Origin of the sequence: Acidiphilium sp. JA12-A1, from assembly GCF_000724705.2 — a bacterium.
GTDB lineage: Bacteria > Pseudomonadota > Alphaproteobacteria > Acetobacterales > Acetobacteraceae > Acidiphilium > Acidiphilium multivorum.
Genome location: NZ_JFHO01000044.1, coordinates 78,965 through 92,554, shown reverse-complemented (window position 1 = coordinate 92,554; position 13,590 = coordinate 78,965). Strand labels below are relative to the sequence as shown.

The following is a 13,590-nucleotide window of genomic DNA, read 5'->3' as shown; positions in this document are numbered from 1 at the left end:
TTCAGGGCGGGGATGACGCGTCGTTATGCCCATCCTGCGCGGCGGCGGCAACGTCCGCCACCGAAAGGGCGGCGAGATCGGGGCGGCGGAGGATGGCGGACCAGCCGCCATCGGGGGCGCGCGGGGCGGTCAGCGCGGGATCGGAGGCGCCGCCGAACAGCACGACGGAACGGACGCCGAGGGCGGCGGCGAGGTGCATCGGGCCGGTGTCGTTGCCGATGGCGAGGCTGGCGCGGGCGAGGGTGCCGGCGAGCTGGGGGATCGTGGTGCGGCCGGTGAGGTCGAGCGTGCGCGGGGCGCGGGCGGCGATGGCGGCGGCGAGCGGGGCTTCGGACGCGGTGCCGAGGACGACGGAGGGGAGGTCGAGCCCGGCGGCGAGGGCGCCGAAGTTTTCCGCCGGCCAGCGCTTCTCCGGCCGGTGCGGGGCGGCGCCGGGGATCAGCGCGACGAAGCGCTCCGGCAGGGGGATGGGCGGGGCGGCGAGCGTCCAGGACAGGTCGGGGAGGGGGAGCGGCAGGGGGATGCCAGCGGCTTCGAGCTGGCCTTCGATCCGTTCGCGGGTGTGGGTGCGGTCGCGCGCGGGGTCGGCGTGGGGGAAGGCGCAGCCGGGGGCGATGCCGGACCAAAGCGGGCGTCCGGCGAGGCGGAAATAGCGGCTGGAGCGGCCGGAGGTCTGCAGGTCGTAGACCATCGCGAAGCCGCCGAGGGCGCGGCGCAGGCGGCGCAGGCCGGCGAGGTCGAGCGGGCCGGGCTTCGGGTCGATCATCACGCGGTCGAACCAGGGGGCGGCTTCGAGCCAGGCGGCGAAGGGTTTCGTGGTCAGGAGCGAAATCTCGGCGGCGGGATGGGCGGCGCGGATGGCGGCGAAGGCGGGGAAGCTGAGGACGATGTCGCCCAGCGCGCCGTGGCGGATGACGAGGATGCGCGGCGTCGATGTCATCCCAGCAGCTCGTCGTAGACGGCGAGATTGCCGTTCTGCATCGCGGCGATCGAGTAGAATTCGGCGACATAGGCGCGGGCGGCCTCGCCCATCGCGAGGCGGGATTCGGGCGGCAGGTCGAGTGCGGCGTCGAGGGCGGCGGCGAGGTCGGCGGCGTCGCCGGGTTTGGTGCGCCAGCCGGTTTCGCCGTGGCGGATGGTTTCGCGGGCGGCGCCGTGATCGGTGGCGATGGCGATCCGCCGCATCGCCTGCGCCTCGACGATGGTGCGGCCGAAGGCTTCGGGGTCGGTCGAGGCGTTCACCACGATGTCCGCCAGCTTGTAGGCGGCGGGCATGTCCGCGCAGTCGCCGGCGAAGACGACGCGGGGGACGAGATCGAGCCGGCGGATCGTCTCGACCAGGGAGCGGCGATAGGCCTCGCGCCCCTGGGCGGCGCCGACGAGGAGGAGGATCGGGTCGCGGTGGCGCATGCGGGCGAGCGCCTCGATGGCGACGCGCTGGCCCTTCCAGCCGGTGAGCCGGGCGGGGAGCATGATCACCGGCGCGCCGTCGGGCAGGGGCCAGGCGCGGGCGAGGGCCTCCATCCGCCGGCCGCCCACGGCGTCGGGGTCGAATTTCGCGCAGTCCACCCCGCCGGGGACGATGCGCAGGCGGTCCGCCCCGACGCCGTGGCGGGCGCGGACGAGATCGGCGATGAAGCCGGAGATCGCGATCACCCGGTCGCCCGAGGCCATCACCGCGTTGTAGCGCGCCTTGAGCGGGCCGCGCTGGCCATAGGCGCCGTGATAGGTGGTGACGAAGGGCACGCCGCAGCGGCGGGCGGCGAGGCGGGCGGCGATGGCCGGGGCGCGGGAATGGGCGTGGACGAGGGAGATCCGCTCGGCGCGGATCAGCCGGGCGAGGCGGCGCGCGGCGGCGAGGATCTTCAGCGGGTTGCGGGATTCGAGGTCGATCTCGACATGCCGTCCGCCGGCGCGCTCGACCGCGCGGACCAGGCGGCCCGATTGGCTTGCGACGAAGGCGCGGGCGCCGGTGCGGGCGACGGCCTCGGTCAGTTCGACCACCACCTGCTCCACGCCCCCGGTTTCCAGACGCGGCAGAACCTGTAGAATCGCATAATCCGAGGGATGGCGCATGGCGGACCTTTCGTGCGCCGCGCCGATACCATGCGCGGGCAGCGAAGGGGAGGGCCGGATGGACGAGAGCGTGGCGCGGATCGGGGCGAACGGGACCAGCCTCGCCTGTGCCCTTCTGCGCGGCGCGGGGCCGGTGGTGGTGTTCCTGCCCGGCTTCGCCTCGGACATGCAGGGGACCAAGGCGCTGTTCCTGCGCGACGAATGCGCGGCACGCGGGCGGGCGATGCTGCGGCTCGACTATTCCGGGCACGGGCAGTCGGGCGGGCGGTTCGAGGAGGGGACGATCGGGCGCTGGGCCGACGATGCCGCAGAGGTGATCGCCGCCATGGTGCCGGAGCAAGACCTCGTGCTGGTCGGATCGTCGATGGGCGGGTGGATCGGGCTGCTGCTGGCGCGGCGGCTCGGGGCGCGGCTGGCGGGGTTCGTCGGCATCGCCGCGGCACCCGATTTCACCGCCGAGCTGATGGAGCCCGCCTTCGATGACGCGGCGCGGGCGGCGCTGGCGCGCGACGGCATCTTGCACCTGCCCAATCCCTATGGCGCGCCGACGCCGGTGACCGCGGCGTTGCTGGAGGATGGGCGGCGGAACCTCGTGCTCGGCGGGCCGATTCCGATCGATGCGCCGGTGCGGCTGATCCAGGGGCAGCGCGACGCCGAGGTGCCGTGGCGGACGGCGCTGCGGATCGCCGAGGCGGTAACGGGCGAGGATGTGCGGGTGACGCTGGTCAAGGACGGGGAGCACCGGCTGTCGCGCCCGCAGGACCTCGCGCTGATCGGCGCGGAGGTGTTTTCGCTCCGAGCCGGCGCGGCGTCATAACCGGCGCGCATTGCCCCCCTGCGCAGGGGGGGTAAAATTTCATCGAAGAACCTTGAAAAACCCCTTGCAAGTCCAGAGGTTTTTCCGCATATCGCGCGCTCTTGGCCCCGGGGGGCGCGGCGCGGTGCCGCGTTCTACAGGCTGTCACTGGTTGAGGGGGTTCGCGATGAACGCACTTGCCCGACTGGGGATGGTCTCGGAAATTCCGAGCGAAAACCAGACTGTTGCTCAGGACGCGACCGATGAGGTCGCCGTGCCGAAGGATTATTTCGTCGAGCGTGACGGCGTGAAATTCGCCGGGACGCATCTGCTCGTGGATTTGTGGGGGGCCGAGAAGCTCGACAGTCCCGAACTGATCGACGCGACGCTGCGCGAGGGTGCGCTCGCCGCGGGGGCGACGATCCTGCACAGCCATTTCCACCATTTCACGCCGAATGGCGGCGTGTCCGGCGTGGTGGTGCTGGCGGAGAGCCATATCTCGATCCACACCTGGCCGGAGCGCAACTACGCCGCGATCGACATCTTCATGTGCGGCGTGTGCGATCCCTACAAGGCGATTCCGTTCCTGCGCGCGGCGTTCTCGCCGAGCGACGTGCAGGTGGGCGAACAGCGCCGCGGCGTCACCGCCTGAGGCGAAACCGTTGATGACGACACACCGCCTTGCCCCCGGCAGGGCGGTGTTTTCGTATGGAGCGAGAGCATGACCGACATGTGGGTGAACGAGACGCTGTATCCGTTCTGGGGCCAGCGCTTCGGGGTGACGCGCGAGCTGGCGCGGACGAAGAGCGACTTCCAGGACATCGCGATCTTCGAGAGCGAGTTCCACGGACGGGTGATGATGCTGGACGGCATCGTGCAGATCACCGAGGGCGACGAGTTCGTCTATCAGGAGATGCTGACGCATGTGCCGCTGCTGGCGCATGGGGCGGCGCGATCGGTGCTGATCATCGGCGCCGGCGATGGCGGCGTGCTGCGGCGGGTGCTGATGCACAAGGGCGTCGAGCGGGCGGTGATGGTCGAGATCGACGGCGAGGTGATCCGGCTGGCGAAGGAGTTCCTGCCGAAGATCGCGGGCGAGGCCTGGGACGATCCGCGCGCGGAGGTGATCGTCGGCGACGGGATCGACTATGTGAAGAAGGCGCCGGATGCGAGTTTCGACGTCATCATCGTCGATTCGACCGATCCGATCGGGGTGGGCGAGGTGCTGTTCACCGACGATTTCTATGCCAATTGCGCGCGCATCCTGACCGCGCGGGGGCTGGTGGTGAACCAGTGCGGCGTGCCGTTCATGCAGGCGGACGAGCTGCGCGAGACCTCGGCGCGGCGGCGGAAATTCTTTCCGCACGTGACCGCCTATGTCGCCGCGGTGCCGACCTATGTCGGCGGGTTCATGACGCTGGGCTGGGCCGGCAAGGACCCGGAACTCACCCGTCTGCCGGCGGCGACGATCCGCGCGCGGGCGGAAGCGGCGGGGATTCTCGGGACCACGGAATACTGGTCGCCGGAGATGCACGCGGCGAGCTTCGTGCTGCCGCCCTATATCGCGAAGCATCTGCCGGGCTGAGCTTCGGCGCCCGGTCCCGTTCGGGTCGGGCGCGGGGCCGAGGTTCAGCCGTCCTGGCCGCGCTGCTCGCTGTGGGTGCGGTGCTGCACGCGGCCGATCCGCAAGAGATCGGTCAGGTGTTTCGGCATCGCGGGCGCGGGGCGGTAGGTCGGCGAGGGGTGCCAGGCGACGTGGCGCGGGCGGTTGATGCCGGGCATGAACCCCGATGTGAATTCGAAGATCGTGCCGCGCCAGCGATAGTTGAAGCAGGCATCGGTGAAGCTCACCGCGGGGGCGACGAGGCGCAGGCGGACCTGCGAATCGTCCGGCGCGGCGAGCACGGCGCGCAGCTTGACCAGCGTCTCGGTCAGGTCGCGGCGGGGCGGGTCGCCGACGAGGCGCATCGCGCCGCCGTCGAACTTCAGGTGATAGGGGCGGGTGAGGATTTCGCTCACGCGGGCGAGGCCCTTGCCGATCGCGCCCTGCACCGCGCCGAGCTGTTCGCCGAAGCCGGCAACGGTGAGGCCGAGCTCGGCCCAGGTGACGATCATCTCCGCGACCGGCAAGGGCGACAGCCCCTCGGGCAGGAACTGGTCGACGACGAGGCCGAGCAGCTGGTCGGCGGCTTCGTCGCGGTCGGCCTCGAGGCGCTTGAGGGTGATGGTCGGCAGGTGATTCCGGGCCATGTCGGCCTTCCCCTCTTCCGGTGGATCAGGCGCGCAGGCTGAATCGCTTTCGGAATTCGGTCAAGTATCGTAACGATCGCGGCCGGCTTGCGCCGGTCAGACCGGCAGGGTCTGGCCGATGGCGAGGAATTTCTCGCGGCGTTTCGCGCGCAGGGCCTCGGGCGCGAGGGCGGCGAGGCCGGGCAGGGTTTCGGCGATCGCGGCGCCGAGGGCGGTGATCGCGGCCTGGGGGTCGCGATGGGCGCCGCCGAGCGGCTCGGGCACGATGCGGTCGATGATGCCGAGGCGCTTGAGGTCCTGGGCGGTGATCTTCATCGCCTCGGCGGCCTGGGCGGCGTTGGCGCGGTCTTCCCACAGGATGGCGGCGCAGCCCTCGGGCGAGATGACGGAATAGATCGCGTGCTCGAACATCAGCACGGTATCGGCGGCGGCGATGGCGATGGCGCCGCCGGAGCCGCCCTCGCCGATGATGGTCGCGATGAAGGGGACCGGGGCGGCGAGGCAGGCATCGATGCCGCGGGCGATCGCCTCGGCCTGGCCGCGCGCCTCGGCATCGACGCCGGGATAGGCGCCGGAGGTGTCGACGAAGGAGAGCACGGGCAGGCCGAAGCGGCCGGCCATCTCGATCAGGCGGCGCGCCTTGCGGTAGCCCTCCGGCCGGGGCGAGCCGAAATTGTGCTTCAGCCGCGATTCGAGGTCCCAACCCTTCTCGATGGCGATGACCATGACCGGCTCGCCCTTGAAGCGGCCGGGTCCGGCGACGATGGCGGCATCCTCGCCGAAGCCGCGGTCGCCGGCCAGCGGGGTGAATTCGGTGATCAGCCCGGCGATGACGTCGCGCGCCTTGGGCCGCTCGGGATGGCGGGCGACCTGGGTCTTCTGCCAGGGCGAGAGCCTGCCGTAGAGGGTGCGCAACTGCCGCTCCGCCTTGTCGGACAGGAGGGTGACCTCTTCGGCGATGTTGAGCTCGCCCGGATCGGTCATCCGGCGCAGCTCCTCGATCTTGGCTTCCAGCTCGGCGACCGGCTTCTCGAAATCCAGGAAATGGCGCATGGCCGCTTCCGGTGCCGCAGTTTTTCGCCGGCGTCAAATCCCCCCTGGCGCGGGCCGCGGGTCAGGCGGTTTCGCGGAAGAGTTCGCGGCCGATCAGCATCCGGCGGATTTCCGAGGTGCCGGCGCCGATCTCGTAGAGTTTCGCATCGCGCAGCAGGCGGCCGGTGGCGTAGTCGTTGATGTAGCCGTTGCCGCCGAGGCACTGGATCGCCTCCAGCGCCATCCAGGTCGCCTTCTCGGCGGCGTAGAGGATGGCGCCGGCGGCGTCCTTGCGGGTGGTCCGGCCACGGTCGCACGCCTTGGCCACCGCGTAGACATAGGCGCGGGCGGCGCTCATCGTCACGTACATGTCGGCGAGCTTGCCCTGGATGAGCTGGAACTCGCCGATCTTCTGGCCGAACTGCTCGCGCTCGTGGACATAGGGGATCACGATGTCGAGCGCCGATTGCATGATGCCGAGGGGGCCGGCGGCGAGGACGGCGCGCTCGTAGTCGAGCCCGCTCATCAGCACGTTGACGCCGCGGCCGACCCCGCCGAGCACGTTCGATTCGGGGACGACGCAATCCTCGAAGACCAGCTCGCCGGTGTTGGAGCCGCGCATGCCGAGCTTGTCGAGCTTCTGGGCGCAGGAGAAGCCGGGCATGGTCTTCTCGACGAGGAAGGCGGTGATGCCGCGCGGGCCGGACTCGGGGTCGGTTTTCGCGTAGACCACCAGCGTGTCGGCCTCGGGGCCGTTGGTGATCCACATTTTCGATCCGTTCAGCACGTAGGAATTGCCGCGCTTCTCGGCGCGCAGGCGCATCGAGACGACGTCCGACCCGGCATTGGGCTCGGACATCGCGAGCGCGCCGACCTTGCGGCCGGAGACGAGGTCCGGCAGGTAGCGCTCGCGCTGGGCCTCGGTGCCGTTGAGGCGGATCTGGTTGACGCAGAGATTGGAATGCGCGCCGTAGGACAGGCCGACCGAGGCCGAGGCGCGGGAGATTTCCTCCATCGCGACGCAATGGGCGAGATAGCCCAGGCCGGCCCCGCCATATTGCTCGGGCACGGTGATGCCGAGCAGGCCGATGTCGCCCATCTTCGACCAGAGATCGTGCGGGAAATCGTTGTCGCGGTCGATCGCGGCGGCGCGGGGGGCGATTTCGGCCGCGGCGAAGCGGCGGACCGAATCGCGCAGGGCGTCGATCTCCTCGCCGAGGTCGAAATCGAGCATGGTGTGGCTATTCGCGCGCATGGCGTTGTCCTTCTCCCCGGTCGAAAGCGGCGGGCATCGCGGCTTCGAGCCAGCCCCACAAGGCGAGGGCGGCGCCGACGATGCCTTCGGTGCCGTTGTAGTTGATGACGGCGACGATGCCGAGGGCGAGGCCGGCGATGCCGAGCGCGCGGCTGGCGAAGGCGAAGGCGAGCAGGCCGAGCAGCAGGGCGGGAAAGCCGAACAGCCGCTCGTATTGCAGCCAGAGCACGGCGTGGCGCGGGGCGCAGACGAGCGGGGCGTGGGCGCCGGCACAGAGGCCGACATAGGCGCGGGGCTCGATCGTCGCCATGCGGAAGCCGGCGGCGGCGGCGGCGAGCGCGATCACCACCGCGATTCCGATCAGGTCGGCCCGTCCGAATCTTGCCCTCATGCCCCTTGCCTCGTAATGGTGCATCGCGAAAACGCCCGCGAAATCACCGGCTCCATATCACGGACCCATGCAAGACCAGAAACACGCCCTGAGCTTTCAGGATATCATTCTCGCGCTGCACCGGTTCTGGGCCCGCCAGGGCTGCGTGATCCTGCAGCCCTACGACATGGAAATGGGGGCCGGAACCTTCCATCCGGCGACCACGCTGCGCTCGCTCGGGCCGAAGCCGTGGGCGGCGGCCTATGTGCAGCCCTCGCGCCGGCCCTCGGACGGGCGGTATGGCGAGAATCCGAACCGGTTGCAGCACTATTATCAGTACCAGGTGATCATGAAGCCCTCGCCGGCGGACGCGCAGGAGTTGCTGCTGGCGAGCTACCGGGAGATCGGGCTCGATCCGCTGCGGCACGATTTCCGCTTCGTCGAGGATGACTGGGAAAGCCCGACGCTGGGCGCCTGGGGACTCGGCTGGGAGATCTGGTGCGACGGGATGGAGGTGGGGCAGTTCACCTATTTCCAGCAGGTCGGCGGGATCGCGGTGGATGTGCCGAGCTTCGAGATGACCTACGGGCTGGAGCGGCTGGCGATGTATGTGCAGGGGGTGGAGAACGTGTTCTCGCTCCGCTTCAACGATGCCGAGGGGCCGCACGCGCTGAGCTATGGCGATGTTTTCCTCCGGGCGGAGAAAGACTATTCGGCGCATAATTTCGAATTCGCCGATACCGAAATGCTGATGCGGCATTTCGGGGATGCGGAGCAGGAATGCGGGGCGCTGGTGGGACGGGGGCTGGCGCAGCCGGCCTATGACCAGTGCATCAAGGCGAGCCATCTGTTCAACCTGCTGGATGCGCGGGGGGTGATTTCGGTGACCGAGCGCGCCGCCTATATCGGCCGGGTGCGGGCGCTGGCGAAGGCGTGCGCGGAGGTCTGGGTCGCGGGCGAGCGGGCCGAGGCGGAGGCGCGGAAGAATGGCTGAGTTCTTTCTGGAGCTTTTCTCCGAGGAAATTCCGGCGCGGATGCAGGAAGCGGCGGCCGAGCAGCTCGCGAAGCTGGTGGGCGCGCAGCTCGCGCCGCTGTCGCCGCGCGATATAAAGGCCTTCGGCGCCGCGCGGCGGATTGCCGTCGTGGCGACGATCGCGGCCGAGGTGCCGGAATCGGCGAGCGAAGTGCGGGGGCCGAAGCTCTCGGCACCGCCGCAGGCGCTGGAGGGGTTCCTGCGCAAGAACGGTGCGGCGCGGGAAGAGCTGGTCGAGGAGGACGGGTATTTCCTGCTCCGGCGGAACCTGCCGTCGCGGCCGGCGGGCGAGCTGATCGCGGGTGAATTCGCTCAGGCGCTGGCCGGGTTCGGCTGGCCGAAATCGATGCGCTGGGGGCAGAGCGGGGCGTTCACCTGGGTGCGGCCGTTGCGGCGGGTGGTGTGCCTGCTCGATGGGAAGGTGATTCCGTTCACGCTCGGGCCGGTGGCGAGCGGGGATCAGAGCGAGGGGCACCGGTTTCTCGCGCCGGGCGCGTTCCGGGTGACCTCCGCCGCGCAATGGCAGGAGGAGCTGCGGGCGCGGCGCGTGATCGTCGATGCCGATGAGCGGAGAAAAACGATCGCGGAGGGGCTGCGCGCGGCGGCCGGAGCAAAGGGGCTGAGCGTTGCCGGGGATGCGGGGCTGCTGGACGAGGTCGCGGGGCTGGTGGAGTGGCCGGTCTGCCTGATCGGGGCGATCGATCCGGGGCAGATGGCGCTGCCGCCGGAGGTGCGCGAACTGTCGATGAAGGTGAACCAGCGCTATTTCGCGACGCGCGACGCGGCGGGCAATCCGGCGCCGTATTTCGCCTTCGTCGCCAATATCGCGGCGAATGACGGCGGGGCGGCGATCATCGCCGGCAATGAGCGGGTGCTGCGGGCAAGGCTCGCGGATGCGGAGCATTTCTGGGCGCAGGACCGGAAGCAGACGCTGGACTCGTGGCTGCCGAAGCTCGATGCGGTGACGTTCCACGCGAAGCTCGGCACCCAGCATGCGCGGGCCGGGCGGATCGAGGCGCTGGCGCGGGAGATCGCGCTGGCGCTGGGCGCGGATGCGGCGGCGGCGGATGCGGCGGCGCGGGCCGGGCGGCTGTGCAAGGCGGATCTCGTCAGCGGGATGGTCGGCGAGTTCCCCGAGCTTCAGGGCATCATGGGCGGGTATTACGCCGAGGCGTCGGGCGAGGGTGAGGCGATCGCCGCGGCGATCCGCACGCATTACCAGCCGAAAGGCCCGTCGGACGAGGTGCCTTCGGGGGTTGTTTCCGCCGCCGTGGCGCTGGCGGACAAGATCGACACGCTGCGGGAGTTCTTCCGCATCGGCGAGACGCCGACCGGGTCGGGCGATCCGTTCGCGCTGCGGCGGGCGGCGCTGGGGGTGATCCGCATCGTGCTGGAGAATGGGCTCAGGCTGAACCTGATGCCGCTGGTGGGCGCGGAGGTGTTCGACTTCCTGATCGAACGGCTGCGGGTGAAGCTGCGCGGCGAGGGCAAGCGGTTCGACGTGCTGAACGCCGTTCTGGATACGGCGCGGGATGACGACCTGACCCGGCTGATCGCGCGGACCGAGGCGCTGGGGGCGTTCCTCGCCACCGAGGACGGGGCGAACCTGCTCGCGGCGTATCGGCGGAGTACAAACATCCTCAGAATCGAGGATGCGAAGGACGGGCCGCACGAGGGCACGATCGATCCTGGGTTGCTGGCCGAGGCGGCGGAGATCGCGCTCGCGGATGCGCTGGAGGCGGTGGATCTCGAAGCGCGGCGCCGGCTGGAAGACGAGGATTTCGCCGGCGCGATGCGGGGTTTCGCGGCGCTGCGCGCGCCGGTCGACGCGTTTTTCGATCATGTGACCGTGAACGCGACGGGAGCAGAATTACGCCGCAATCGTTTGCGATTGCTGGCCCGCCTGCGCGACGTGATGCATCGCGTCGCCGATTTCTCGAAACTGGAAGGGTAATGCCCCGATGAGCAAATACGTCTACAGCTTCGGTCCCGGCGCCAGCGACGGTTCGGCGGCAATGCGCAACCTGCTTGGCGGCAAGGGGGCGAACCTGGCCGAGATGGCGAGCATCGGCCTGCCGGTGCCGCCGGGTTTCACCATCACCACCGAGGTGTGCACCGCGTTCTACGACAATGACCGCGCCTATCCGGACGGGTTGCGCGAGCAGGTGGACGCGGCGCTGGCGAAGATCGAGGCGGAGGTGGGGCGGCGCTTCGGCGACAAGCACAACCCGCTGCTGGTGTCGGTGCGCTCGGGCGCGCGGGTGTCGATGCCGGGGATGATGGATACCGTGCTCAATCTCGGGCTCAACGACGTGACGGTGCAGGGGCTGGCCGAGGGGGCGGGGGATGCGCGCTTCGCCTGGGATTCGTACCGGCGGTTCATCCAGATGTACGGCTCGGTGGTGCTGGGTGTGGCGCATCACCGGTTCGAGGAGATCATCGAGAACGTGAAGCTCGATGAGGGGGCGACCGAGGATACCCAGCTTTCGGCGCAGGACTGGCACCGCGTGGTCGAGGCCTACAAGGACGTGGTGCAGGCCGAGACCGGCCATCCGTTCCCGCAGGACCCGCACGACCAGCTCTGGGGCGCGGTGGGGGCGGTGTTCGGCTCGTGGATGAACCAGCGGGCGATCACCTATCGGCGGCTGCACGAGATCCCGGCCGACTGGGGCACGGCGGTGAACGTGCAGGCGATGGTGTTCGGCAACATGGGCGAGGATTGCGCGACCGGGGTGTGCTTCACCCGCGACCCATCGACCGGGGTGAACGAGTTCTACGGCGAATATCTGCCGAACGCGCAGGGCGAGGACGTGGTGGCGGGCATCCGCACGCCGCGGCCGCTGTCGAAATCCTATGCGAAGCCGGGCGAGATCAGCCTGGAGGAGGCGATGCCGCAGGCCTATGCCGAGCTGGTGCGGGTGCGCGAGACGCTGGAGCGGCATTACCGCGACATGCAGGACATCGAATTCACCATCCAGCGGCAGAAGCTGTACATGTTGCAGACGCGCAACGGCAAGCGCACGGCGCCGGCCAGCGTGCGGATCGCGGTGGAGATGGCGGAATCGGGGCTGATCGACCAGCGCGAGGCGGTGACGCGGGTGAACCCGCAATCGCTCGACCAGCTGCTGCACCCGACGCTCGATCCGAAGGCGAAGAAGACGCTGCTGGCGCGCGGGCTGCCGGCCTCGCCGGGGGCGGCGTCGGGCATCGTGGTGTTCTCGGCCGACGAGGCGGAGATGCGGGCGCAGAAGGGCGAGGCGGTGATCCTGGTGCGGATCGAGACCAGCCCCGAGGATATTCACGGGATGCACGCGGCGCGCGGCATCCTGACCACGCGGGGCGGGATGACCAGCCACGCGGCGGTGGTCGCGCGCGGGATGGGGCGGCCCTGTGTTGCGGGTGCCGGCGGCATTCACGTCGATTACGGTGCGAAGACGCTCGCCGCCGGCGGGGTGGTCGTGCGCGCGGGCGACACGATCACGCTGGACGGGGCGACGGGCGAGATCTTCACCGGCTTCGTGCCGATGATCGAGCCGCAGCTGTCGGGCGATTTCGCCAAGCTGATGGGCTGGGCCGACGCGGTGCGCCGGCTGCGGGTGCGGGCGAACGCGGAGACGCCGCTGGACGCCGAGACGGCGCGCAAGTTCGGCGCCGAGGGGATCGGCCTGTCGCGCACCGAGCACATGTTCTTCGACCCGGAGCGGATCGGCGCGGTGCGGCAGATGATCATGGCGCATGACGAGGCCGGACGGCGGGCGGCGCTGGCGAAGCTGCTGCCGTATCAGCGGCAGGATTTCGTGGCGCTGTTCCGCATCATGGCGGGGCTGCCGGTGACGATCCGCCTGCTCGACCCGCCGCTGCACGAATTCCTGCCGCATGGCGAGGCGGAGCTGGAGGAGGTTGCGCAGGCGCTCGGCATGAGTGTGGACGCGATGCGCCAGCGCGCGGCCGAGCTTTCCGAGGCGAACCCGATGCTCGGGCATCGCGGCTGCCGCCTCGGCATTTCCTTCCCGGAAATCTACGAGATGCAGGCGCGGGCGATTTTCGAGGCGGCGCTGGCGGTGGCGGCCGAGACCGGCAAGGCGCCGGTGCCGGAGATCATGATTCCGCTGGTGGGGATGAAGCGCGAGCTCGACATCACCCGCGGGCAGGTGGAGCGCGTGGCCAGCGCGGTGTTCGACGAGGCGGGGCGGGTGCTCGACTACAGCATCGGCACGATGATCGAGCTGCCGCGCGCGGCGCTGACGGCGGACACGATCGCGCTGTCGGCCGATTTCTTCTCCTTCGGCACCAACGACCTGACGCAGACGGTGTTCGGCCTGTCGCGCGACGATGCCGGCAAGTTCCTGCCGAAATATGTCGAGAGCGGAATCCTGCCGAAGGACCCGTTCGTCTCGCTCGACATCGAGGGCGTCGGCGGGATGATCCGCATCGCCGCCGAGCGCGGGCGGGGCACCAAGGGCGGGCTCAAGCTCGGGATCTGCGGCGAGCATGGCGGCGATCCGGCCTCGATCGCGTTCTGCGAGGAGATCGGGCTCGATTACGTGTCGTGCAGCCCGTATCGGGTGCCGGTGGCGCGGCTGGCGGCGGCGCAGGCGGCGATCGGCGCGGGCGGCGACCGGACGGCGTGAGCCGGCCGGTCTGAAGCCCGCCGGATTCTTGCTCCGGCGACCGGACGGCGTGAGCCGGATTTTTGCTCCGCCGACCGGATGGCGGAGCAGAAATACGGTCTGAGGCGCGCTGGAGCGGGTGTCTGGTCTGGCGCGCGGGCGGGCGCA

12 protein-coding genes are annotated in these 13,590 nt (G+C 70.0%); 6 read left to right on the top strand and 6 right to left on the bottom strand.

Annotated elements, in window-relative coordinates:
- Position 1: 1 nt before the first annotated feature.
- Together RT91_RS08665 and RT91_RS08660 are read right to left on the bottom strand one after the other, a co-directional pair.
- Positions 2 to 940 carry a glycosyltransferase family 9 protein gene (locus RT91_RS08665; RefSeq protein WP_035186782.1) on the bottom strand — a complete coding sequence of 313 codons (939 nt, stop codon included), beginning with the start codon at positions 938 to 940 and terminating at the stop codon, positions 2 to 4.
- Positions 937 to 2,076, bottom strand: coding sequence for a glycosyltransferase family 4 protein (locus RT91_RS08660; protein ID WP_035186780.1), 1,140 nt, complete (start codon positions 2,074 to 2,076; stop codon positions 937 to 939). The genes RT91_RS08665 and RT91_RS08660 overlap by 4 nt, the downstream gene beginning before the upstream one ends.
- Positions 2,077 to 2,134: 58 nt before the next feature.
- Between RT91_RS08660 and RT91_RS08655 the strand changes: the two genes are divergently transcribed.
- The 3 genes from RT91_RS08655 to speE all read left to right on the top strand — a co-directional run bounded on the left by RT91_RS08655 (position 2,135) and on the right by speE (position 4,457).
- Entirely contained in the window at positions 2,135 to 2,893 is a 759-nt protein-coding gene (locus tag RT91_RS08655; protein WP_035186778.1) for a carboxylesterase, read from the top strand.
- A gap of 166 nt (positions 2,894 to 3,059) precedes the next feature.
- Positions 3,060 to 3,524, top strand: coding sequence for an adenosylmethionine decarboxylase (speD, locus tag RT91_RS08650; protein ID WP_007423467.1), 465 nt, complete (start codon positions 3,060 to 3,062; stop codon positions 3,522 to 3,524).
- Between the two features lie 69 nt (positions 3,525 to 3,593).
- Positions 3,594 to 4,457 carry a polyamine aminopropyltransferase gene (gene speE / locus RT91_RS08645; protein ID WP_007423468.1) on the top strand — a complete coding sequence of 288 codons (864 nt, stop codon included), beginning with the start codon at positions 3,594 to 3,596 and terminating at the stop codon, positions 4,455 to 4,457.
- Positions 4,458 to 4,501: 44 nt separating this feature from the next.
- Here the strand turns inward: speE and RT91_RS08640 are convergent, their stop codons facing one another.
- From RT91_RS08640 to RT91_RS08625, 4 genes are all read right to left on the bottom strand, one after another.
- Entirely contained in the window at positions 4,502 to 5,122 is a 621-nt protein-coding gene (locus RT91_RS08640) for a hypothetical protein (RefSeq protein WP_035186775.1), read from the bottom strand.
- A gap of 96 nt (positions 5,123 to 5,218) precedes the next feature.
- The gene (locus RT91_RS08635) at positions 5,219 to 6,175 is read right to left on the bottom strand and encodes an acetyl-CoA carboxylase carboxyltransferase subunit alpha (RefSeq protein WP_007423469.1); all 957 of its coding nucleotides are present in this window, start codon (positions 6,173 to 6,175) and stop codon (positions 5,219 to 5,221) included.
- Between the two features lie 61 nt (positions 6,176 to 6,236).
- Positions 6,237 to 7,409, bottom strand: a complete 1,173-nt coding sequence (locus RT91_RS08630) for an isovaleryl-CoA dehydrogenase (protein WP_012039867.1) — start codon at positions 7,407 to 7,409, stop codon at positions 6,237 to 6,239.
- The gene (locus RT91_RS08625; RefSeq protein ID WP_035186772.1) at positions 7,396 to 7,800 is read right to left on the bottom strand and encodes a hypothetical protein; all 405 of its coding nucleotides are present in this window, start codon (positions 7,798 to 7,800) and stop codon (positions 7,396 to 7,398) included. The genes RT91_RS08630 and RT91_RS08625 overlap by 14 nt, the downstream gene beginning before the upstream one ends.
- A 67-nt stretch (positions 7,801 to 7,867) precedes the next feature.
- On the opposite strand from RT91_RS08625, the gene RT91_RS08620 reads away from it, so the two are divergent.
- Genes RT91_RS08620 through ppdK form a run of 3 tightly spaced genes read left to right on the top strand, consistent with a single transcriptional unit; the run spans position 7,868 to position 13,443 of the window.
- Entirely contained in the window at positions 7,868 to 8,773 is a 906-nt protein-coding gene (locus RT91_RS08620) for a glycine--tRNA ligase subunit alpha (protein WP_013640589.1), read from the top strand.
- Positions 8,766 to 10,766 (top strand): glycine--tRNA ligase subunit beta, encoded by a 2,001-nt coding sequence (gene glyS, locus RT91_RS08615; RefSeq protein ID WP_035186769.1) that lies wholly within the window; start codon positions 8,766 to 8,768, stop codon positions 10,764 to 10,766. The genes RT91_RS08620 and glyS overlap by 8 nt, the downstream gene beginning before the upstream one ends.
- 7 nt (positions 10,767 to 10,773) lie before the next feature.
- Positions 10,774 to 13,443, top strand: a complete 2,670-nt coding sequence (gene ppdK, locus RT91_RS08610; RefSeq protein WP_035186766.1) for a pyruvate, phosphate dikinase — start codon at positions 10,774 to 10,776, stop codon at positions 13,441 to 13,443.
- Positions 13,444 to 13,590: the final 147 nt, after the last annotated feature.

Bases quoted from the DNA above. Each gene is read 5' to 3' on its own strand.
- RT91_RS08665 (WP_035186782.1), bottom strand. From the start codon at position 940: ATGACATCGACGCCGCGCATCCTCGTCATCCGCCACGGCGCGCTGGGC.
- RT91_RS08660 (WP_035186780.1), bottom strand. From the start codon at position 2,076: ATGCGCCATCCCTCGGATTATGCGATTCTACAGGTTCTGCCGCGTCTG.
- RT91_RS08655 (WP_035186778.1), top strand. From the start codon at position 2,135: ATGGACGAGAGCGTGGCGCGGATCGGGGCGAACGGGACCAGCCTCGCC.
- speD (WP_007423467.1), top strand. From the start codon at position 3,060: ATGAACGCACTTGCCCGACTGGGGATGGTCTCGGAAATTCCGAGCGAA.
- speE (WP_007423468.1), top strand. From the start codon at position 3,594: ATGACCGACATGTGGGTGAACGAGACGCTGTATCCGTTCTGGGGCCAG.
- RT91_RS08640 (WP_035186775.1), bottom strand. From the start codon at position 5,122: ATGGCCCGGAATCACCTGCCGACCATCACCCTCAAGCGCCTCGAGGCC.
- RT91_RS08635 (WP_007423469.1), bottom strand. From the start codon at position 6,175: ATGCGCCATTTCCTGGATTTCGAGAAGCCGGTCGCCGAGCTGGAAGCC.
- RT91_RS08630 (WP_012039867.1), bottom strand. From the start codon at position 7,409: ATGCGCGCGAATAGCCACACCATGCTCGATTTCGACCTCGGCGAGGAG.
- RT91_RS08625 (WP_035186772.1), bottom strand. From the start codon at position 7,800: ATGAGGGCAAGATTCGGACGGGCCGACCTGATCGGAATCGCGGTGGTG.
- RT91_RS08620 (WP_013640589.1), top strand. From the start codon at position 7,868: ATGCAAGACCAGAAACACGCCCTGAGCTTTCAGGATATCATTCTCGCG.
- glyS (WP_035186769.1), top strand. From the start codon at position 8,766: ATGGCTGAGTTCTTTCTGGAGCTTTTCTCCGAGGAAATTCCGGCGCGG.
- ppdK (WP_035186766.1), top strand. From the start codon at position 10,774: ATGAGCAAATACGTCTACAGCTTCGGTCCCGGCGCCAGCGACGGTTCG.